This is a genomic window from Burkholderia sp. HI4860 (genome assembly GCF_002223045.2).
Lineage (GTDB): Bacteria > Pseudomonadota > Gammaproteobacteria > Burkholderiales > Burkholderiaceae > Burkholderia.
Genome location: NZ_NKFO02000003.1, coordinates 1,827,400 through 1,847,520 on the forward strand (window position 1 = coordinate 1,827,400; position 20,121 = coordinate 1,847,520).

At 66.7% G+C, this 20,121-nt stretch carries 19 protein-coding genes; 7 read left to right on the top strand and 12 right to left on the bottom strand.

The features are described from left to right. Nucleotides 1-30: 30 nt before the first annotated feature. From CFB34_RS23725 to CFB34_RS23735, 3 genes are all read right to left on the bottom strand, one after another. Nucleotides 31-786, bottom strand: a complete 756-nt coding sequence (locus CFB34_RS23725; protein ID WP_039351472.1) for an ABC transporter ATP-binding protein — start codon at nt 784-786, stop codon at nt 31-33. Then, nucleotides 783-1,562, bottom strand: coding sequence for an ABC transporter ATP-binding protein (locus CFB34_RS23730; protein WP_021160426.1), 780 nt, complete (start codon nt 1,560-1,562; stop codon nt 783-785). The genes CFB34_RS23725 and CFB34_RS23730 overlap by 4 nt, the downstream gene beginning before the upstream one ends. Before the next feature lie 470 nt (nt 1,563-2,032). Further along, nucleotides 2,033-3,718: a choline dehydrogenase gene (locus CFB34_RS23735; protein ID WP_089438906.1), complete on the bottom strand. Its 1,686-nt coding sequence runs from the start codon at nt 3,716-3,718 to the stop codon at nt 2,033-2,035. 169 nt (nt 3,719-3,887) lie between these two features. Here CFB34_RS23735 and CFB34_RS23740 point away from each other — a divergent pair, with 169 nt between their 5' ends. Together CFB34_RS23740 and CFB34_RS23745 are read left to right on the top strand one after the other, a co-directional pair. Then, entirely contained in the window at nt 3,888-4,787 is a 900-nt protein-coding gene (locus tag CFB34_RS23740; RefSeq protein ID WP_089438905.1) for a LysR family transcriptional regulator, read from the top strand. 236 nt (nt 4,788-5,023) lie between these two features. Next, nucleotides 5,024-5,557: a class IV adenylate cyclase gene (locus CFB34_RS23745; protein ID WP_069246759.1), complete on the top strand. Its 534-nt coding sequence runs from the start codon at nt 5,024-5,026 to the stop codon at nt 5,555-5,557. A 66-nt stretch (nt 5,558-5,623) separates the two neighbouring features. On the opposite strand, the gene CFB34_RS23750 is transcribed toward CFB34_RS23745, so the two are convergent. Then, a complete protein-coding gene (locus CFB34_RS23750) occupies nt 5,624-6,109 on the bottom strand; it encodes an Lrp/AsnC family transcriptional regulator (RefSeq protein ID WP_006408082.1) in 486 nt (161 codons plus the stop codon). A 139-nt stretch (nt 6,110-6,248) separates the two neighbouring features. Between CFB34_RS23750 and phhA the strand changes: the two genes are divergently transcribed. Together phhA and CFB34_RS23760 are read left to right on the top strand one after the other, a co-directional pair. Beyond that, nucleotides 6,249-7,142: a phenylalanine 4-monooxygenase gene (gene phhA / locus CFB34_RS23755; protein ID WP_089439031.1), complete on the top strand. Its 894-nt coding sequence runs from the start codon at nt 6,249-6,251 to the stop codon at nt 7,140-7,142. A gap of 161 nt (nt 7,143-7,303) precedes the next feature. Next, nucleotides 7,304-7,612 carry a 4a-hydroxytetrahydrobiopterin dehydratase gene (locus CFB34_RS23760; RefSeq protein ID WP_011350499.1) on the top strand — a complete coding sequence of 103 codons (309 nt, stop codon included), beginning with the start codon at nt 7,304-7,306 and terminating at the stop codon, nt 7,610-7,612. A gap of 92 nt (nt 7,613-7,704) precedes the next feature. On the opposite strand, the gene CFB34_RS23765 is transcribed toward CFB34_RS23760, so the two are convergent. Then, nucleotides 7,705-7,935: a DUF3717 domain-containing protein gene (locus CFB34_RS23765; protein ID WP_089438903.1), complete on the bottom strand. Its 231-nt coding sequence runs from the start codon at nt 7,933-7,935 to the stop codon at nt 7,705-7,707. 122 nt (nt 7,936-8,057) lie between these two features. Between CFB34_RS23765 and CFB34_RS23770 the strand changes: the two genes are divergently transcribed. After that, nucleotides 8,058-8,750, top strand: a complete 693-nt coding sequence (locus CFB34_RS23770) for a response regulator transcription factor (RefSeq protein ID WP_006401494.1) — start codon at nt 8,058-8,060, stop codon at nt 8,748-8,750. A 119-nt stretch (nt 8,751-8,869) separates the two neighbouring features. Then, complete coding sequence (locus tag CFB34_RS23775) at nt 8,870-10,354, top strand: sensor histidine kinase (protein ID WP_089439030.1); 1,485 nt, start codon at nt 8,870-8,872, stop codon at nt 10,352-10,354. A 136-nt stretch (nt 10,355-10,490) separates the two neighbouring features. Here the strand turns inward: CFB34_RS23775 and CFB34_RS23780 are convergent, their stop codons facing one another. The 7 genes from CFB34_RS23780 to mnmC form a co-directional block, all read right to left on the bottom strand. After that, nucleotides 10,491-11,021 (bottom strand): SET domain-containing protein-lysine N-methyltransferase, encoded by a 531-nt coding sequence (locus tag CFB34_RS23780; RefSeq protein ID WP_089438902.1) that lies wholly within the window; start codon nt 11,019-11,021, stop codon nt 10,491-10,493. A gap of 181 nt (nt 11,022-11,202) precedes the next feature. After that, the gene (locus tag CFB34_RS23785) at nt 11,203-12,315 is read right to left on the bottom strand and encodes an NADH:flavin oxidoreductase/NADH oxidase (RefSeq protein ID WP_089438901.1); all 1,113 of its coding nucleotides are present in this window, start codon (nt 12,313-12,315) and stop codon (nt 11,203-11,205) included. A gap of 215 nt (nt 12,316-12,530) precedes the next feature. Beyond that, complete coding sequence (locus tag CFB34_RS23790; RefSeq protein WP_089439029.1) at nt 12,531-13,241, bottom strand: glutamine amidotransferase; 711 nt, start codon at nt 13,239-13,241, stop codon at nt 12,531-12,533. 28 nt (nt 13,242-13,269) lie between these two features. Beyond that, nucleotides 13,270-13,908 (bottom strand): MarR family winged helix-turn-helix transcriptional regulator, encoded by a 639-nt coding sequence (locus tag CFB34_RS23795; protein ID WP_027788730.1) that lies wholly within the window; start codon nt 13,906-13,908, stop codon nt 13,270-13,272. Between the two features lie 508 nt (nt 13,909-14,416). After that, complete coding sequence (locus CFB34_RS23800; RefSeq protein ID WP_006490006.1) at nt 14,417-15,532, bottom strand: YbdK family carboxylate-amine ligase; 1,116 nt, start codon at nt 15,530-15,532, stop codon at nt 14,417-14,419. Nucleotides 15,533-15,546: 14 nt separating this feature from the next. Then, nucleotides 15,547-16,761, bottom strand: coding sequence for a cation:proton antiporter (locus CFB34_RS23805; protein WP_089438900.1), 1,215 nt, complete (start codon nt 16,759-16,761; stop codon nt 15,547-15,549). A 672-nt stretch (nt 16,762-17,433) separates the two neighbouring features. Next, the gene (mnmC, locus tag CFB34_RS23810; RefSeq protein ID WP_089438898.1) at nt 17,434-19,380 is read right to left on the bottom strand and encodes a bifunctional tRNA (5-methylaminomethyl-2-thiouridine)(34)-methyltransferase MnmD/FAD-dependent 5-carboxymethylaminomethyl-2-thiouridine(34) oxidoreductase MnmC; all 1,947 of its coding nucleotides are present in this window, start codon (nt 19,378-19,380) and stop codon (nt 17,434-17,436) included. A gap of 388 nt (nt 19,381-19,768) precedes the next feature. Here mnmC and CFB34_RS23815 point away from each other — a divergent pair, with 388 nt between their 5' ends. Next, nucleotides 19,769-20,047 (top strand): HU family DNA-binding protein, encoded by a 279-nt coding sequence (locus CFB34_RS23815; protein ID WP_006401505.1) that lies wholly within the window; start codon nt 19,769-19,771, stop codon nt 20,045-20,047. The last annotated feature ends 74 nt before the right edge of the window (nt 20,048-20,121 follow it).

Sequence of the window (20,121 nt, forward strand, 5' to 3'; positions counted from 1 at the left end):
ACGGCTAGCGGCAAGGGAAACGGGGCGGCGTCACACCCCGAGCAGGTCGTGCAGGGTCGGCATCTTGCTTTCCAGTTCGGCCGCCTGGAAATGCTCGACGATGCTGCCGTGCTCCATCACGTAGAAGCGGTCGGCGAGCGGCGCGGCGAAGCGGAAATTCTGTTCGACCATCACGATCGTGTAGCCGCGCGCCTTCAGCGCGACGATCATCCGCGCGAGCGCCTGCACGATCACCGGGGCGAGGCCTTCGGAAATCTCGTCGAGCAGCAGCAGGTTCGCGCCGGTGCGCAGGATCCGCGCGACCGCGAGCATCTGCTGCTCGCCGCCGGACAGACGCGTGCCCTGGCTCTGCCGGCGCGACGCGAGGTTCGGGAACATCGCGTAGATCTCGTCGATCGGCATCGCGTGCTCGCGCGGCCCGATCAACGGCGGCAGCATCAGGTTCTCCTCGCACGACAGGCTCGAGAAGATCCCGCGCTCCTCCGGGCAGTAGCCGATGCCGTAATGCGCGATGCGGTGCGTCGCGAGGCCGATCGTCTCGTTGCCCGCGACCTTGATCGACCCGCTGCGGCGGCCCGTGAGGCCCATGATCGCGCGCAGCGTCGTCGTGCGGCCCGCGCCGTTGCGGCCGAGCAGCGTGACGACTTCACCGCGATGCACCGTCAGGTCGACACCGTGCAATATGTGGGATTCCCCGTACCAGGCCTCCAGGCCCGTGATCTCCAGCGCGGGCGTACCGCTTTCGACGCCGCTCAATTCGCGTTCCTCCCGTTCGCTGTGCTTCATGCGTGCGCCCCCGCGAGCGCCGCGTCGGCGCTGCCCATGTAGGCCTCGATGACGAGCGGATTCTTCGACACTTCCGCATACGAGCCTTCGGCCAGCACCTCGCCGCGTTGCAGGACGGTGATCGTGTCGGAGATGCCCGCGATCACGTTCATGTTGTGCTCGACCATCAGGATCGTGCGGCCGCTCGCGACCTTCTTGATCAGCGCGGTCACGCGATCGACGTCCTCGTGGCCCATCCCCTGCGTGGGCTCGTCGAGCAGCATCAGTTCGGGCTCCATCGCGAGCGTGGTCGCGATCTCCAGCGCGCGCTTGCGGCCGTACGCGAGCTCGACGGTCGGCACCTGCGCGAAATCGGTGAGGCCGACCTGCGTGAGCAGGTCCATCGCGCGGTCGTCGAGCCGCTTCAGCGTGCGTTCGCTGCGCCAGAAATGGAATTCGGTGCCGAGCGCGCGCTGCAGTCCGATGCGCACGTTCTGCAGCGCGGTCAGGTGCGGGAACACAGCCGAAATCTGGAACGAGCGGATGATGCCGCGCCGCGCGACCTGCGCGGGCCGCTCGTCGGTGATGTCGATGCCGTTGAAGACGATCTGGCCGGCCGTCGGCGTCAGGAATTTGGTGAGGAGGTTGAAGCAGGTGGTCTTGCCCGCGCCGTTCGGTCCGATCAGCGCGTGGATCGCACCGCGACGCACACGCAGGTTCACGCCGTTGACGGCCGTGAAACCCCTGAATTCCTTGGTCAGTCCGCGTGTTTCCAGAATCGTGTCGCCGAGAATCATGTTCCCTTCCGTACGAAGTCAGGCGAAGCACCGGGAAAATTCGCGAGAAGCGTCCGCGAAACAGGTCAGCGGATGAGCGGGCCGCCCCGGGCGCCGTGTTACGCCTCGAGGGTGGTCTCCCGCGCCGACGCGTATGCACACTGCGCCACATTGTCTCGCCGTTGGTGCAGTGCAATCATCGGGATTTGCACTTATAGGGCGGGCCGCCCTGTCGCACGCGGCTGTGCACGGTTTTACACGCCGTTTTTTTGACACGTGCATCATCGTGCGTTGACCTCCTTCGCACGGCCGGCACGCACGCAACAAAAAAGCCGTGCGGCTGCACGGCTTGCATGGATCTTGCGGGACGAACCGGCGTGATTCGCTGCTATCGGCCCCCTCGGCACCGCTGCTGCAACGGCAGTTTGTTTCGCAGATCGAATCAGCGGGTGTCCTCATGACGGCCCGCTGTCGTACGTGTCAGCGTTCCGTCACGCGGCTGTCACCGCCGGCTCCGTGCGCACCGGTGTCGCTTCGCGCGCCGCACGGCGATCGGCACGAATCATGTCGCTCGCGCGCTCGGCGATCATCAGCGTCGGCGAATTGGTGTTGCCCGACGTAATGAACGGCATCACCGATGCATCGACGATTCGCAGCCCGGCGATGCCGCGTACACGCAGCCGGCTGTCGACCACCGCGCGCTCATCGTCGGCACGCCCCATCCGGCAGGTGCCGACCGGATGGAAGATCGTCGTGCCGACGGCGCCGGCCGCCTCGATCAGCTCGGCTTCGCTTCGATACTGCAGGCCCGGCAGGATCTCCTCGGGGCGATAACGCGCGAGCGCCGGCGCCGACGCGATCCGGCGCGTGAGCCGCAGCGCGTTCGCGGCGACGTGGCGATCGTGTTCGGTCGACAGATAGTTCGGCGCAATCGCGGGTGCCGCGCCCGGATCGGCGCTCGCGATATGCACGCTGCCGCGCGACGTCGGCCGCAGATGGCATACAGACGCCGTAAACGCGTTGAAACTGTGCAGCGGCTCGCCGAAGCGCTCGAGCGACAACGGCTGCACGTGGTATTCGAGATCGGGGCGCGTGAGCGCGGGATCGTCGGGATCGGATTTTGCGAATGCGCCGAGCTGCGACGGCGCCATCGACATCGGCCCGCGCTGCAGCAACGCATATTCGGCGCCGATCATCAGCTTGCCCCACCAGTGCGCGGACAGCGTGTTGAGCGTGCGCACGCCTTCGACGCGAAACGCCATCCGCAATTGCAGGTGGTCCTGAAGGTTTTCGCCGACGCCCGGCAGATCCTGCACGACGTCGATGCCGAGCGCCTGCAGCCGCCGGCCGTCGCCGATACCCGAGAGTTCGAGCAGCTGCGGCGAATTCACCGCGCCGGACGTCAGCAGCACCTCCGAACGCGCCCGCGCGACGTAATCCGTGCCGCCGCCGCGGTATTCGACGCCGACCGCGCGCCGCCCGTCGAAGATCACGCGTTGCGCCTGCGCGCCAGTGATCACGGTCAGGTTCGGGCGCGCCATCGCGGGCCGCAGGAACGCCTTCGACGTATTCCAGCGCACGCCGCGCTTCTGGTTCACCTCGAAATAGCCGACCCCGGCATTGTCGCCGCGGTTGAAATCGTCGGTTGCCGGGATGCCGGTCTGCTGCGCGGCCTGCGCGAACGATTCGAGAATCTCCCAGCGCAGCCGCTGCTTCTCGACACGCCAGTAGCCGCCCGCGCCGTGCGCGTCGCTCGCGCCCGCATGGTGATCCTCGCTGCGCTTGAAGATCGGCAGCACGCTGTCCCACGACCAGCCGGCGTCGCCGGTTTCCTGCGCCCAGCTGTCGTAATCCTCGCGCTGGCCGCGCATGTAGATCATCCCGTTGATCGACGAGCAGCCGCCGAGCACCCGGCCCCGCGGATACGACAGCGCACGGCCGTTGAGCGCGGCTTCGGGTTGCGTCTTGTACAGCCAGTCGGTGCGCGGGTTGCCGATGCAATACAGATAGCCGACCGGGATGTGGATCCAGTGATAGTCGTCCTTGCCACCCGCTTCGAGCAGCAGCACGTGGATGTCGGGATCCTCGGTCAGGCGGTTCGCGAGCACGCAGCCCGCGGTGCCCGCGCCGACGATCACGTAATCGAATTCGCCTTCTAGCGTGCGTTGGGTAGTCACGGTTTGTCTCCTGTCACGCGGCGCAACGCCGCGCGTCATTTTCAGCATAGTGCGTCGCGCGCCGCGCTTGCGGCCCCGCGCCGCGACCGATGAAGCGTACTCCGGCCGCCGGCCGCCGATCCAATGAGTTATGCTGAACTGCGTTATAAGCTGCACTCATATCACGACGATGGATCTCACCCTGCTCCGCGCGTTCGCGACGGTCGCGCGCGAAGGCAACCTGACGCGCGCCGCCGTGCAGCTGCACCTGACGCAACCGGCGGTCAGCCTGCAGATCAAGCATCTGCAGGAAACGCTCGGCGTCACGTTGTTTACGCGCACATCGCGCGGCCTCGCCCTCACGCGCGACGGCCAGACGCTGCTGCCGCATGCGGAACGCGCGCTCGCCGCGGCTGCCGACGTGCAGCGCGCCGCTGCTGCGCTGCGGCACGAGGTGCGCGGCCGGCTGCGGATCGGCACGATCCTCGACCCGGGCTTCCTGCGGCTCGGCGGCTTCCTGCGCGCGCTCGTCGAAACCCATCCGCAGATCGAGACGGCGCTGCGGCACGGGATGTCGGGCTGGGTGATCGAACAGGTGCGCACGCGGGCGCTCGACGTCGGCTACTACATCGGCCGGCCGGGCGAAGACGATCCGCTCGACGGCGCGCTGTTTCACACCGTCACGCTCACGCATTTCCAGTACCGCGTGCTCGCGCCGGCCGGCTGGAAGGAGCGCGTGCAGCGCGCCCACGACTGGCGCGCGCTTGCCGCGCTGCCGTGGATCTGGACGCCGCCGGCGTCCGCGCATCACCGGCTGCTGTCGCGACGCTTCGCGGAGGCCGGCGCGCAGCCGCTCAAGGTGGCCGAGGTCGACCAGGAGCAGTCGATGCTCGACCTCGTCAAATCGGGGATCGGGTTGACGCTCGCGCGCGACTCGACCGCGCTGGCCGAAGCGCATGCGCATGCGCTGACGATCGTCGAGCCGGTGACGGTGCCCACCGAGCTGACGTTCGTGACGCTCGCCGAGCGGCGCGACGAACCGGCGATCGCGGCCGCGCTGCGGCTGATCGAAGCGCAGTGGGCAATATGAGTGCTGCTGATAGCGCGGGGGCTGGCCGCGCACCGGGCGTCAACGCCTGACACGTCGCCGGTCGGCAGCCGGCGACCGTACGGGCGATCACGCGCGCGTGAATGGGGAAATCACCGGAGCCGAACCTCCCGGCCGCGGCGTGTCGCCGCGTCGCGCCGGTCGTCACGCCACCTTCGCGGGCTTTTTGCTAGATTGTGCGTTCGCACACCGCGAGACCCCGATTGAAGGAGACCCGCATGGCCCGCAACATCGAGATCAAAGCCCGCGCCCGCGAATTCGACCAGCTGCGCGAACAGGCGGCCAGGCTCGCGACCGAAGCGCCGCTGTTCTATCGCCAGCAGGATTTCTTCTATGACGTGCCGCGCGGCCGGCTGAAGCTGCGCCGCTTCGAGGATGGCACGCCGGCCGAACTGATCTTCTACCAGCGCGACGACCGCGACGGCCCGAAGGCGTCGTACTACACGCGCAGCCCGGTGACGAACCCCGACGCGATGCACGCGCTGCTCGCCACCGCGCTGACCACGCGCGGCATCGTGACGAAGGAACGGCACGTGTACCTCGCGGGCCGCACGCGCATCCACCTCGACCGCGTCGACGGCCTCGGCGATTTCATCGAACTGGAAGTCGTGCTCGGCCCCGATGACGACGAAGCCGGTGGCGAAGCCGAAGCGCACGACGTGTTTGCGAAGCTCGGCGTGTCGCAGGACGACCTCGTCGCCGTTGCGTACGTCGACCTGCTGAACGCCGACACGCCGCACGAAGCGGCCTGATCCGGCCCTGCCCCGAGGCGGCGCAACCCGCGCCGCCTTCCCCCCTGCCGCCGCGCGGTGGCCGCGTCAGGCGGCGCCGGGCGCCAGGTGCGCGAGCGGCAGCGCGCCGTTGCGCTTGAAGGTCGTCAGCACGATGTTCGAGCGCACGCTGTCGACACCCGGCACGCGCATCAGCTTCTTCATCACGAACTGCGACAGCGCGTTCAGGTCGGGCGCGACGATCCGCAGCAGGTAGTCGGCATCGCCCACCACCGCATGGCATTCGAGCACCTCGGGCAGCACGTCGATCTGCTGCTGGAACTGCTCGATGATCGAATCGCCGTGGTGCTTGAGCTTGAGGCTCGTGAACGCGGTGACGCCGAGCCCGAGCTTTTCGGGGCGCAGCATCACGCGGTAGCCTTCGATCACGCCGGCCGCCTCGAGCCGCTGCAGCCGCCGGCCGATCTGCGACGGCGACAGCGGCACCTCCTCGCCGAGCTGCTGATGCGTCGCGCGGCCGAAGCGCTGCAGCACGTCCAGTAGCGCGAGATCGAAGTGATCGAGTTCCAGCATGAGTATTCTCCGCATTGATTCGTGATTTGATGCGAGATTATCGCATCATCGAGCAAATCAACGCCAACTATGCGCCCATTCCGCGCGCAGCCCGCTCTACACTTGCATGGTTCCCAACCGCCACGTGCAGAGCCAGATCATGTCCACCGTCGTCACCGCGAAACTGCAGGAGCAGTTCGATGCGGGCCTCGAAACCCGCGCCGATTTCACCATCGACCAGCCGCTCGCGCGTTACGGCCAGGTCGACCACGCGGTGTGGAAGCAGCTCTATGCACGCCAGTCGGCGCTGCTGCGCGGGCGTGCCTGCGACGCGTTCGTCGCGGGGCTCGGGAAGATCGACCTGCCAGCCGACCGCGTACCGTCGTTCGCCGACGTGAACCGTCAGTTGAAACCGGCGACGGGCTGGGAGATCGTCGCGGTGCCGGGCCTCGTGCCCGATCGTGTGTTCTTCGAGCATCTCGCGAACCGGCGCTTCCCCGTCACCTGGTGGATGCGCCGCCCCGACCAGCTCGACTACCTGCAGGAACCCGACTGCTTCCACGACCTGTTCGGCCACGTGCCGCTGCTGATCGACCCGGTGTTCGCCGACTACATGCAGGCATACGGCCGCACCGCGCTCGCGGTCGCCGACGATGAAGCGGCGCTGGCGCGCCTCGCGCGGCTCTACTGGTATACGGTGGAATTCGGGCTGATCCGCGATGCGCGCGGCACGAACGGGCTGTCGATCTATGGCGCCGGGATCGTGTCGAGCAAGGGCGAAAGCCTGTACAGCCTCGAAAGCGCGGCGCCGAACCGGCTCGGCTTCGACCTCGAGCGCGTGATGCGCACGAAGTACCGGATCGACACGTTCCAGAAGACCTACTTCGTGATCGACGATTTCGCGCAGCTGTTCGCGCTCGCCGACGTCGACGGCCGTGCGCTGGCCGACCGGCTGGCGGCGTTGCCGGAGTTCGCGGCCGGCGCGGTGCTCGATACCGATCGCGTGCTGCATCGCGGCACGGGCGACGGCTGGCCCGACGCCGCGGACGCGTGACGCTCGAGGGTGCCGGGACGCGCCGCTGGCGGTCTCCCGACGGCCGTCCCCGGATGCCCGTCGCCGGATGGCCGTCCCACAACTATGAAACAATGACCGATGCCGGCTTCGCCGCGCGGCGCAGCCGCGCGCGGGCGCCGTTACCGACCGAGAGGTGCAAGATGATCCACAAGCTCACATCAGAAGAACGCAAGACCCGGCTCGAAGGCCTGCCGCTCTGGACGGCCGTCCCGGGCCGCGATGCGATCCAGCGCAGCCTGCGCTTCGCCGATTTCAACGAAGCGTTCGGCTTCATGACGCGCGTCGCGATCAAGGCGCAGGAAATGAACCACCATCCGGAATGGTTCAACGTGTACAACCGCGTCGACATCACGCTGTCGACCCACGATGCCGACGGCCTGACCGAACGCGACATCGAACTGGCGCTGTTCATCGACCGTGCCGGCGCGCACGCGCAACCGGCCGCCTGAGGCCTTCCTCTACCGCCGCGCGTCTTTCGATGCGCGGCGCGTCAACTTTTCATTTCGATGAACGTTTTCTAGGATGTAGTCAGCGAAAGCCTTCAGCTTTCCAAGCCATCCTTAAGGCGCACGTAAGTCTCGTACGCATTCCGTGCCTTGGGGTCCAATCCTTCCAGTTGTAGCGCGCTTTGGCGCTGTACAATCAGCAGCGCATACGGCTTGGAAAGCGCGCTGGCCTCTTCGCAGAGTTTGAGTTCGTCGCCGCTCGACGGCGAGCGGGCGCGCCAGAAATTGATCGCGGCTTCTAGGTCGTTGATCGAAATATCGGACATGTTTGGATTTAAACGTTCGCTGGCCGCCATGCTTGATGTCAGGTGTTGCGGCGCCCCTGTGGAAACGGCGTCGTGCTGTCCGCGTGCCTGAACCGCCAACCCATTGTACTTGAGCGAACTTCATGCGACTCCTTCTGATCGAAGACGACCGCCCCATCGCACGCGGTATCCAGAGCAGCCTCGAGCAGGCTGGCTTCACCGTCGACATGGTGCATGACGGCATCTTTGCCGAACAGGCGCTGGCACAGAACCGCCACGAACTCGTGATCCTCGACCTCGGCCTGCCGGGCATCGACGGGATGACGCTGCTCACGCGCTTCCGCCAGACCAACCGCCACACGCCCGTCATCGTGCTGACCGCACGCGACGAGCTGAACGACCGGATCCAGGGCCTGAACTCCGGCGCCGACGACTACATGCTCAAGCCGTTCGAGCCGGCCGAGCTCGAAGCGCGCATCCGCGCGGTGATGCGCCGCAGCGGCCCGCACAGCGACATGCCGCGTCCGGAAGTGTCGCTCGGCGGCGTCCGCCTGTCGGGCGTCGATCGCCGCATCTTCAACGACGACAAGCCGCTCGAACTGTCGCCGCGTGAATTCGCGGTGCTCGAGATGCTGCTGCTGCGTCACGGCCGCGTGGTCAGCAAGGCCCAGCTGCAGGATCACCTCACGCACTTCGGCGGCGATCTCGGCGACACCGCGATCGAAGTCTACGTCCACCGCGTGCGCAAGAAACTCGAGCAGTGCCGTGTCGAAATCGTCACGGTGCGCGGCTTCGGCTACCTGCTGCAGGAAATCCGCCAGACGGCGAGCGTCTGAGCGGCAGTGCCCGCGCGCCGGCCGGCCTCGTGCGCCGGCGTGCCGCCCTGCCCGCGTCGCCGCCCGGCGCACGACCGCGCCGCTCCTCGTGAGCGGCGCTTATCCATTTGCCCGTCGAAATGTCTCCTGATCCGGCTGTGACCACCAGCCTGCGCCGCTCGCTGCTACGGCGCCTCGCCGCCCCGCTGTCGATGCTCGCGCTGATGAGCGGCCTGATCGCCTACTGGCTCGCGTGGCAATACACGCAGCACGTGATCGACCGCTCGCTCGCCGATCTCGCGACCGCCATCTCCAAACAGATCCAGATCGCCGGCCCCGACGCACCGTTCACGGTGCCGCCGCTCGCGCAGGCGATGTTCTCCGATCCCGCAGAAGCGCTGATCTACCGGATCAGCGACGGCGAACAGGAACTCGCCGGCGATCCGAAGCTGCCGCTGCAGGGCATCAACGTGCGTCGCATGCATCACGCATACGTGTTCGAGGCCGAATACGACAACCGCGCGGTGCGGGTGGCGCAGGTGCGCGTCGACGACGTCGAAGGCGGCAAGCCGATGGTCGTCGAGGTCGCGCAGCCGGTGCGGCACCGCTACCGGATCGCGGCCGAATTCCTCGTCGCGATCATGATGCCGCTGCTGCTGCTGCTGCTCGCGGGATGGGGCATCGTGTGGCGCGTCGTGAACCAGCAGCTCGGCCCGCTCACGCACCTGGCCGATTCGCTGAACCGGCAGACCCACACGTCGCTGGAACCGGTCGACGAAACCGAGGTGCCGCTGGAAATCCGGCCGCTGACGAGCGCGATGAACGCGCTGCTCGGCCGCCTGAAGACCGCGCTCGACGCGCAGCGCAAGTTCATCGCCGATGCCGCGCACCAGTTGCGCACGCCGCTCACGGCCGTGAAGCTGCACGCGGAGCAGGCAGCCGTCGCGCGCGACCCGCACCAGACCTTCGCCGCGGTGCGCGAGCTGCGCGCGGCCGCCGACCGTGCGGTGCGGCTGTCCAACCAGTTGCTGTCGCTCGCCCGTGCGGAGCCCGGCGAACAGGCCGCGCGATTCGTCGACGTCGACCTCGCGGCGATGGCGTTCGAGACGGGCGCCGAGTGGGTGCCGCGCGCGCTTGCGACGCACGTCGACCTCGGCTTCCAGCGCACCGACGATCCGGGTGACGACGAGAAGCTGGTCGTGCGCGGCAACCCGGTGCTGTTGCGCGAGGTGATCGCGAACCTGCTCGACAATGCGCTGAAGTACGTGCCGCTCGCGCGGCCGGACGGCGCACGGATCACGGTGAACGTTGCGCGCGGCGCACTCGAGGACGGTCAGCCGGCCGCCGAGATCGTCGTCGAGGACAACGGCCCCGGCGTGCCCGCCAACCAGCAGGCCGACCTGTTCAAGCGCTTCTTCCGCGGCGACGCGCAAAGCGGCAACGGCGTCGAGACAGGCGCCGGGCTCGGCCTCGCGATCGTGCACGACATCATCGCGATGCACGGCGGCACCGTCTCGTACGAGGATGCATCGGAAGGCGGCTCGCGCTTCGTGGTGAGGGTGCCGCTGGTTGCGCACACCGAGCAGCCGGCCAGCGAAACACCGGCCGCAGCGTCGACGCACTGAGGGATCGAGGGACTCGCGGCGGCCGGCCGCTGAGCAGGCCGCGCGCCGGATGAGGGAAGCAGAAAACACGGCCGCGCGACGCGTGCAGTCATCCGCTGAAACAACAACGGCAGCGCACGATGCGCTGCCGCCTGCATTACTTCTTGCTTTTCTTGTCCTTCGACCGGGACTCGGACTTGCCGTCCTTCTTGTCCTTCTTCTTTTTCTTCTTGCCGCCCTCGTCGGACGTCGCGAGCAGCGTCCCGCGGCACGACGCCGCGCCGCAATGGCACGCGTACTCGCGCTTGAGCTTCTTCGTCAGCTTCGCGTCGATCACGAGGCCGTAGTCGTAGAACAATTCCTCTTCCGGCCCGATGTCGCGCAGCGCGTGGATGTATACGCGGCCTTTGACCTCCTCGGCTTCGCAGTTCGGCGCGCACGAGTGGTTGATCCAGCGCGCGCTGTTGCCGTCGATCTTGCCGTCGATCACCCCGCCCTCGTCCAGTGCGAAGTAGAACGTATGGTTCGGTTCGCTCGGGTCGTGCGGGTGGCGGCGCAGCGCTTCCTTCCACGAAATTCGTTCGCCCTTGTATTCCACTACGCGCTCACCGGCCTTGATCGGCGCCACGGCGAACACGCCCTTGCCGTGTACTCCCGAGCGGCGCACCGCGATCCTGCGTGAACTCATCGAACGAATCCTTGTGAAGACGACTTGAATGGAAGACGGCCGTGGTCACGGCCCGGCGCCGCGCAAAACGAAAAACGCGGCACCGGTGGGTGCCGCGTCGGGGCATGCGGCGAATCACCCGCATCCTACACGTTCACGATTGCTTCGTTCAACATCACGCGCAATATTGCGCGCGCGGTGCTCAACGCTGGCCGAATGCGATGTCGCCGAACAACGCCTTGTGCTCGCGCGGCTGCGAGCGCCAGTATTGCGGCGGCGCCGTCACCTGCGCGCCGAGCTCGGCCGCCGCATGCCACGGCCAGCGCGGGTCGTACAGCATCGCACGCGCCATCGCGACGAAATCGGCATCGCCGGCCTCGATGAGCCGGTTCGCATGCGCGGGCTCGTTGATCAGGCCGACGGCGATCGTCGGCATGCCGACCGCACGCTTCACGGCCTGCGCGAACGGCACCTGGTAGCCGGGCGACAGCGGAATCTTCTGCAGCGGCGACACGCCGCCGGACGACACGTCGATCCAGTCGCAGCCGCGGCGCTTCAGTTCGTGCGCGAACGCGATCGTATCGTCGAGCTCCCAGCCGCCTTCGACCCAGTCGGTCGCGGACACGCGCACCCCGACCGGCCGGTCTTCCGGAAACGCCGCGCGCACGATCTCGAAGATCTCGAGCGGAAAGCGCATGCGGTTTTCGAGCGAGCCGCCGTATTCGTCGGTGCGCTGGTTCGCGAGCGGCGACAGGAACTGGTGCAGCAGGTAGCCGTGGGCCGCGTGCACCTCGATCGCGTCGATGCCGAGCCGTGCGACCCGCTTCGCCGACGCCGCGAACGCTTCGCGGATCCGGTTCAGGCCCGCGGCATCCAGTGCGAGCGGCGGCGTCTCGCCCTCCTTGTGCGGCACGGCCGACGGCGCATGCGGCAACCAGCCGCCGTCGGCGACGGACACGAGCTGGCCGCCCTGCCACGGCACGTCGCTCGACGCCTTGCGCCCCGCATGCGACAACTGCATCGCGATGCGGACCGGCGAATGCTTGCGGATCGCGGCCAGCACCGGCTTCAGCGCGGCTTCGGTCGCGTCGTCCCAGAGGCCGAGGTCGCCATGCGTGATGCGCCCGTCGGGTTCCACCGCGGTCGCCTCGATGCAGAGCAGCCCTGCGCCCGACAGCGCGAGATGGCCGAGGTGAATCATGTGCCAGTCGGTCGCTTCACCGCGTTCGGCCGAATACTGGCACATCGGGGAGATCACGATCCGGTTCGGAAGGGTCACGCCGCGCAGCGTGAACGGGGAAAACAGCGCAGTCATGGAAGCCGCTCGCCTGGAAGGGAAAGAGCGAACGAGCGTAGCACGCAGGCGGCAAGCGTGCAGACGGCGCGTTCGGCAGTAAGCGGATGGTCAGGTACGGCGCGCGGCAGGTTGCCGGCAATGGAGAAAAGGCGGCGCATACGGCGAGGCGCCGGCCTGCAACGAATGCGGGCCGGGCATCCTGTTCGCGGCGAGCGGCGGCGCCGCTGGCGGCGTCAGAGCCCGACGCTGTCGAGCCACTCCGCGAACATGCGTCGCGCGGCCGCCTCGAGCGCGGGGCCGTGCTGCGCGGTATCGGCGCGCAACTGGCGCGCGTCGATGCCGGGCGTCGCCGCGATTTCGCCGGCGTTCGCGATCAGCCACGGTTCGAAACGGTCGGTGCGGATTTCCGGATGGCATTGCAGCGCCAGCACGTGCCGGCCCCAGGCGAATGCCTGATGACGGCAGGCCGGGGTCGACGCAAGATGAATCGCGCCGCCCGGCAGGTCGAACGTGTCGCCATGCCAGTGCAGCATCGACGTCGCCGCACCATCGAGATGGCGTAGCGGCGACGCGCGGCCGGCATCGGTGAGCGTCAGCGGCGTCCAGCCGAGTTCGTGCTGGGCAGCCGGATAGACGCGCGCACCGAGCGCCCGGGCGATGAACTGCGAACCGAGACAGATCCCGAGGATCGGCAACCCGGCGTCGATGCGCTTGCGCACGAGCGCCGCGAGCGGCGCGATCGTCGGATACTGCGCATCGTCGTACACGCTGAGCGGCCCGCCGAGCACGACGAGCAGCGACGGCTCGAGCACATCGAGCACCTCGACCCGCGACGACCCGACGTCGACGTAGCGCACCCGCCGGCCCCGTTCGCCGAGCACCTGCTCGAAGCTCCCGAGATCCTCGAAATGCACGTGGCGGATCGCCACGACTTCAGCGTTCATCATCGGCCTCCCGGTCGATCGACGGACGTCAGCCGGCGAAAATCTTCCAGGTCTTCTTCTGCGTTGCCGCGTCGGCCTCTTCCTGCACCGAGCAGTCGAGACGCAGATCGCTGTCGGACATCGAGATGTCGAGCGCCGCGCAGTGATGCACGGTCTTCTTCGACAGCTTGCCCGGCTGGAAGTGAGCGCACGTCAGGCACATGCGCTGCGGCGGCGTCGCACCGGCCACCTGCAGTTCGCGCAGCGTCTTCAGCAGTGCGCGATACAGTGCGCCCTGCTCGTCCGCGCCGAGCTTGCCGACCGCTTTCGTCAGGAATTCAGGCCATTGCAGCGCCTTCTTCGCGGCTGTGCGGCCACGAGCCGACAGGCGCACGGCCAGTGCGCGGCCGTCGTCCAGCGCACGGCGCTTCTCGACGAGACCCTTCGTCTCGAGCGTGCTCACCGCATCGCTCGTGGTCGCCGCGGTCAGCTGCGTCTCGCGCGCGATCTCGCCGAGCCGCATCGGGCCCTTGCGCTGCAGCAGCAGCACGAGAATCTCGCCCTGCGTCGGCGTGAGGCCTGCGCCTTCCGCCCAATCCCATGCCTGGCTTCGCATGGCCGTACTCAACCGCAGCAGGCTGTGGGTCACACGTCCCGAAGCCTGATTCCCGTAAACGCCTTCGCTCATAGTCTTTTCGCTTTGCCGCCGCCCGGTTTGCCGAGCGGCCGTAGTGTGGAGATCGAATGTCTATCTCAAAACAGACATGCTCTTGCGAGTATGTCAGCACGGCCGTCGCGAGGGCACACGCGGCGGTCGCGTTCGCGGCGACCGGTAAGACACTCGACGTTCCGGTGTCCGCAAAGCCGACATTCTAAGCGAGAGCGGAAAATCGCACAGCTAAGTTATCCCCTTCATTCTGTGGAAAATCACTGGATAACCAGAATTTTTCGTTGTGCCAGCAATGTCGAACGACCGCCAAGCGGTGCGCCGGGGCATTTTCCTGTTCGGATCGGCCATCGGGCCAACCGCAATGATCCACCGGGTTATCCCGTGCACAGATCGTTGACTTTGCAGCGGAATATCAGGTTATCCACAGATTTTCAGGACAACCGGCAACGATTTCGGCGGCAATCGGGGCCGCCGGCCGTTCAGCGAATCGCGACTCGGTCGACCCCGTAATCTGCAAAACATTTTTTCACTCGCGCCAACGTAAGCACTGCTGGCGGACCGTCTCATTGAGCGATTTTTCCTGTTTGAAAACGGTTCTCAACCACGATGCGTCGTTCACGCGCGCCTTCGCGAGCGCGCCGATCTCGTCGAGCGCCGCGCGCGAACCGAGCGCGGCCGCATGCGGCGCGATCCGGTCGAGCGTGTCGAGGATGTCTTCGGCGATCGTGCGGCGCTCACCCGTCTGAGGATTCACGCAGGTGCCCTCTAGCCCGAAGCGGCACGCCTCGAAACGGTTGAACGTGTAGACGAGGTAGTCGTCCTCGGACAGCTTCAGCGGCCGGTCGGTCAGCAGGTAGCGCGCGAGCGTCTGGATGTAGCAGGCGATCGCCGCCGCGCGGTCGACCGACAGCGGCGTGTCCATCACGCGCACCTCGATCGTCCCGTAGCCGGGCTTCGGCCGGATGTCCCAGTAGAAGTCCTTCATCGAGTTGACGACGCCGGTGTTCACCATCTTCGTGAAGTACTCCTCGAAGCTGTCCCAGGTCAGCACGAACGGCGCGCGGCCCGACAGCGGGAACGCGAACACCGAATTCAGGCGTGCCGAATGGAAGCCGGTGTCGACGTTCTGCACGAACGGCGACGACGCGGACAGCGCGATGAAGTGCGGAATGAAGCGCGACATCGAGTGCAGCAGGAACAGCGCGCTGTCGGGATCGGGGCAGCCGATGTGCACGTGCTGGCCGAACACGGTGAACTGCTTGGCGAGATAGCCGTACAGCTCGGAGATGTACTGGAAGCGCGGCGCATCGTAGATCTGCCGGTCGCTCCATTGCTGGAACGCATGCGTGCCGCCGCCGGCCAGCCCGACGTTGAGCTGGTCGGCCGCCTTCACGAGCACGTCGCGGATCGCATGCAGCTCGCTCACCGCCTGCTCGTGCGAATGGCAGATGCCGGTCGACAGCTCGATCATGCTCTCGGTGATTTCCGGCGTGATGTTGCCCGGGAAGGTCTCGCCCTGGATCAGGCGCATCAGGTCGGAGGCCGCTTTGGTCAGGTCGTAGTTGTGCGTGTTGACGACCTGGATCTCCAGTTCGACGCCGAACGTAAACGGCTCGGAATTGACGAAGGTTTCGAGTGCCATGGCAGGTTCCGGAATCAGTTGCCGTCGCTGCGTTCACCGACCGCCGACAGGCAGCGGTACACGATGAACGGGCTGACGAGCTGCAGGATCACGATCGTGCACATCACGATCGCGCGCAGGTGCGGGTCGAAATTCGGATAGAGCTGGTAGGTGTCGTCGACGAGCAGGTACGACAGCGCGGACATCGGCGTGAGCGCGATGCCGAGCGCGACGCCCTGCTTCATGCCGATGCCGCTCGGCTTCGCGAACGCGACGACGCCGGCCAGCTTCGCAACGAGCCGCGTGACGATCAGCACGATCGCGAGCAGCCCGCCGAGCGCGATGTCGCCCCACGTGAACGACGTGAGCGTGAGCACGAACAGCGTCACCGTCAGCAGCCAGCCGGCCGTGCCGAAGTGCTCGGGCCACAGTTGCGGGCGCGCCTCGAGGTTCTTCACGATGATGCCGGCGAGCAGCAGCGTGAGCAGCGTCGACAGCTTCAGCGCCTGGGCGACGGCGATCGCGAGCATCACGAGCCCGAACAACGCGACGAACGAATGCTCGTCGCGCATCGTCGCGGTCATGTGGCGGAACAGGTAGTTGCACGAACGCGCGACGACATACGCGACGATGAACGACCCCGCGAGCAGGTAGAGCGGCTGCAGGATCGTCGCGAAAACGTTGCCGTACGCTTCCTGGTGGAGCCAGCTCGTCACGAGCTTGGTCAGCACGATCGCATAGACGCTGTTGAGCGCGGTGAGCGTGATGAGGCGTTGCGACACCTGCCCTTCCGCGCGCAGTTCGGTCTTCAGCTGGATCACCATCGATGGCGACGTCGCGATCGCGATCGCCGACAGCACCAACGCGACCATCCCCGACACCCCGAGCGCAAGCATCACGAACAGCACCAGCACGAACGTCAGCGTGGCTTCGGCGAGGCTCGACGCGATGAGCCACGGATTGCGCCGGATCCAGCGCAGGTCGAGACGGCTGCCGAGCTCGAACAGCAAGAGGCCGAGTGCGACGTCGATCAGTAACCGGGATGTTTCGTCGGTGCTGGCATCGATCACGCCGAAGCCGAACGACCCGGCGATGAGACCGATCACCGCATAGCCGGTGATGCGAGGCAGACGCCATGCGCGATAGCAAAGCTCACCGCACAGGCCGGCCGCGAACAACGCGAGCCCGGCCCAGAACACGGCATCCGGCGTGAGCGGCCAGTTGGGCAGGAATGAGAACGCCGACTTCATCGTGGTGACTTCTCCTTTGGAAGCGACCGCCAGCGACGCGGGGTCAAGCGTCAGAAATGGAATGCGCGCCGGCTGGGTATCGCCCCGAATGTGATTGTTGTGTCGACGACGGCGGGACATGGGATCCGCCTTTTCCACCACAGGGCGGAAAGTCGTTCAGGTTGCCGATCTGGATTGTCGGCCTGGTGTGTGAACGGACTGCGCAGTCTCGAAGATTCAGATTCGAAATCGTGCCGACCGTTCCATTGAAGCATGTCCGGCGCCTGGCCGGATGAACGCGAAGGAAACCGATTGTGCCACAGCTTTTTCGGTCTGGAACCCATTGAATCGACTCGCGGCGCTGTGCGGCACCACAGGTCTTTGGTTTCAAAGGTTTACTTGTATATATACGTAGTAGAAGTTAACAAAGGACGCACAGTTCTGTGGATAACTTCGGTTTACGTCGACAGATCAAGGTGTTGCAGAACCCATAACCCGTTGCACAGACTGTTCGTGCACAGAGGTTTGAGTTGAGCAACTTTTGGGCCGCCTCACAGCTGTGCCGAGTTGCCCAGTTTACGTCCACTGTGATTACACACGAAGTGCGCGCGGATTTCGCGCGGTTATCCACAGCGTCGAGTGGATAACCTTGCGCGAAAAAGTCGGGAAACTGTGAGCGACTCGGGTGAGCGGTCAGCCGGCCTGGCCGACGCGGCGCGCGCGCAACGCGCGGATCAGGAAGCGTGCGGGGTCGACGGCATCGGCAAGTTCGCGCTCGAGCGGCCAAGGCTCGCCTTCGAGTTGCGACGCGATCAGTTCCGCGCCGAGCGCCGCCCATACGAGGCCGCGCGAGCCGAAGCCGAATGCGCCGTAGAGCCCGGGCATGCGCGGCAGGTCGCGCGCCTGCGCACCGCTCAGCGCGCGGGCATGGGCGACGGCGCCTGCTTCGTCCGCGAGCGGGCCGAGCAGCGGCAGGCGGTCGCCGACGACCCAGCGAAACGCAACGCGGCCGCGCAGTGTGGCGGCGTCCGGCAGGTCGCCGATCAGGCCCGGTAGCAGATGCCGTACGCGCTCGATGTTTTCGAGGTGGCCGGCTTCACGCATCGCGGGATCGACGTCGTCGGGTTCGAAGGTTGCGCCGATCAGCAGCGTGCCGTCGTCGAGCGGCACCGCGTAACCGTCGCCGATCGTCGGGCATGGCAGCGGCGCCGTGCTGCCGGCCGGCAGCAACGTGAGCTGGCCGCGCACCGGTTGCAGCGCGACATGTTGCAGCCCGGCAAGACGCGCGGCGTCGCCGGCATTCGCGAGCACGACGACGGGCGCCTCTGCCAGCGTGCCGCCCGCATCGTCGAGTGCATGCCATGCGTCGCCCCGCCGTTCGAGTTTGGCAACGCGGGTGGACGCGAGCAGGCGCACGCGCTCGCCGGCCGCCGCATATTGGGCCGCGCACAGCCCGGCCGGCCAGACGGCGCCGCCGTGCGGAAACAGCAGGCCGCCCTGCGCGACCGGCAGGTTCAGATGCGCGCGCGCGGCCTCGACGTCGAGCAGCGAGACGTAGTCGGACGGCGCACCGAACGCATCGAATGCGTCGCGCATCCGCTCGAAGTCGCCGGCCGATTCGGCGAGATGGATCATTCCGTGCGTGCTGCGCGCGAATGCGTGGCCTGCACGTTCGAGTGCCTGCCAGCGTGCGATCGCGTGCAGGAAGCCGCCGCGCGTGAGCCGGCTCGCGACGTTGTCGTCGCGTGTCATCAGCGGATGGAATACGCCGGCCGGATTGCCCGACGCGTCGCTCGCGATCCGCTCGTGCCGCTCGATCAGCGTGACATCCCAGCCGCGCGCGGCCAGACGTTCGACGACCGCGCAGCCCGCCAGCCCCGCGCCGATCACGATCGCACGGCGTGTCGCAACGGGCAGTGGGAGCGGCGGCTCGTGCCGGCGCGCGCGCCAGCGCGGCGCATATTCGCCGACGAGCAGATCGTCGACCTCGCGATACGTGAAACCCGATGTGTCGAGCGCGTGTTTCAACGCGTCCGATCTCGCATGCGCTGCAAAGGTGGCGTGTTCGCCGGCGATTTTCGAGAGCGTGCGGACCACGTCGGCCGATCGGAGATCTGCGTCGTTCGATGCCGCGAAGCGGTCGAGACAGAACGCATCGGCGCGCGCGACGATCTTCCCCAGCATGTCGATCGCATCGCCGAATGCAAGCGTGAGCACCACGCGCCCTGCGTCGAATTCGAGCCGATGAAGGCCCGGTACGCGCATCGGCCATGCGTCGGCAAGTGCATCGACATCCGCCGATATGGTTGTGTCCGCAACGATATGGGAAGCTGCGCGGCGCAGGTCGTCGCGTGAAAACGGATGCGGTTCGACTGCGACGAAATGCAGCCGCTCGCAGCGCGCGGGATCGTCGCGCCAGGCGGCCCAGGCCGCGAGAAAGCTGCCGCCCGCGCCGAATCCGGTCGCCACGATCGTGAACGTGCGGCGGCCCTGCCAGCGCGCCGGCAGCCCGTTGCCCGCGACGAACACGCGATGCGCGAGCGCGCCGGATGCGCCGCGATGGAGATCGCCGAACTCGGGCGAGACGAGCGTGCCGTCGTCGCGAAGCGCGAGCGTGGCGGGAACAAGTCGGTCGGTCATGCGAAACAAAAAACGTGGCAGCCAAGCCTGGCAAGGGATTGCGCCGGGCCGTCCGACCGGTCGTTGGAAAAAGCCAACGGCGCGGCGCACGGGCGGACCGCGCTGCGTATCCTGTCCGGTTGGCGCTGGTCAAAAAACGGGCAGTCGATGATTCATTCGGCGAAATACCGATGAAAATCTTTGAAACCCTTGTCGTTATTGGGTTTGCGCTGCGCTATCATAGCAACGCCGTACCGCGGGGTGGCCACCGGCTCACCGGAGGGCGCGTCGCGCGGGCCAGGATTCGGCGCTGTGTCGTCGGAGTCTGACTCTCGACGGCACGGTTCGCGCACGTATAATCGGCGCGTTCGCGCTGTTCGTGTCAACCTAACCTGATAAAGGAACCTTAATGAACAAACAGGAACTGATCGACGCCGTCGCCGCCCAAACGGGCGCCAGCAAGGCTCAAACCGGCGAAACGCTGGACACGCTGCTCGAAGTCATCAAGAAGGCCGTGTCGAAGGGTGATGCGGTTCAGCTGATCGGCTTCGGCAGCTTCGGTTCGGGCAAGCGCGCAGCACGTACGGGCCGCAACCCGAAGACCGGCGAAACCATCAAGATCCCGGCAGCCAAGACGGTCAAGTTCACGGCTGGCAAGGCGTTCAAGGACGCCGTCAACAAGCGTTAAACCAGCGCCTGTTCCAAGAAAAACCCGCCTTTCGGCGGGTTTTTTGTTGGGCGCGCGCAGCATTTTCGCCACAG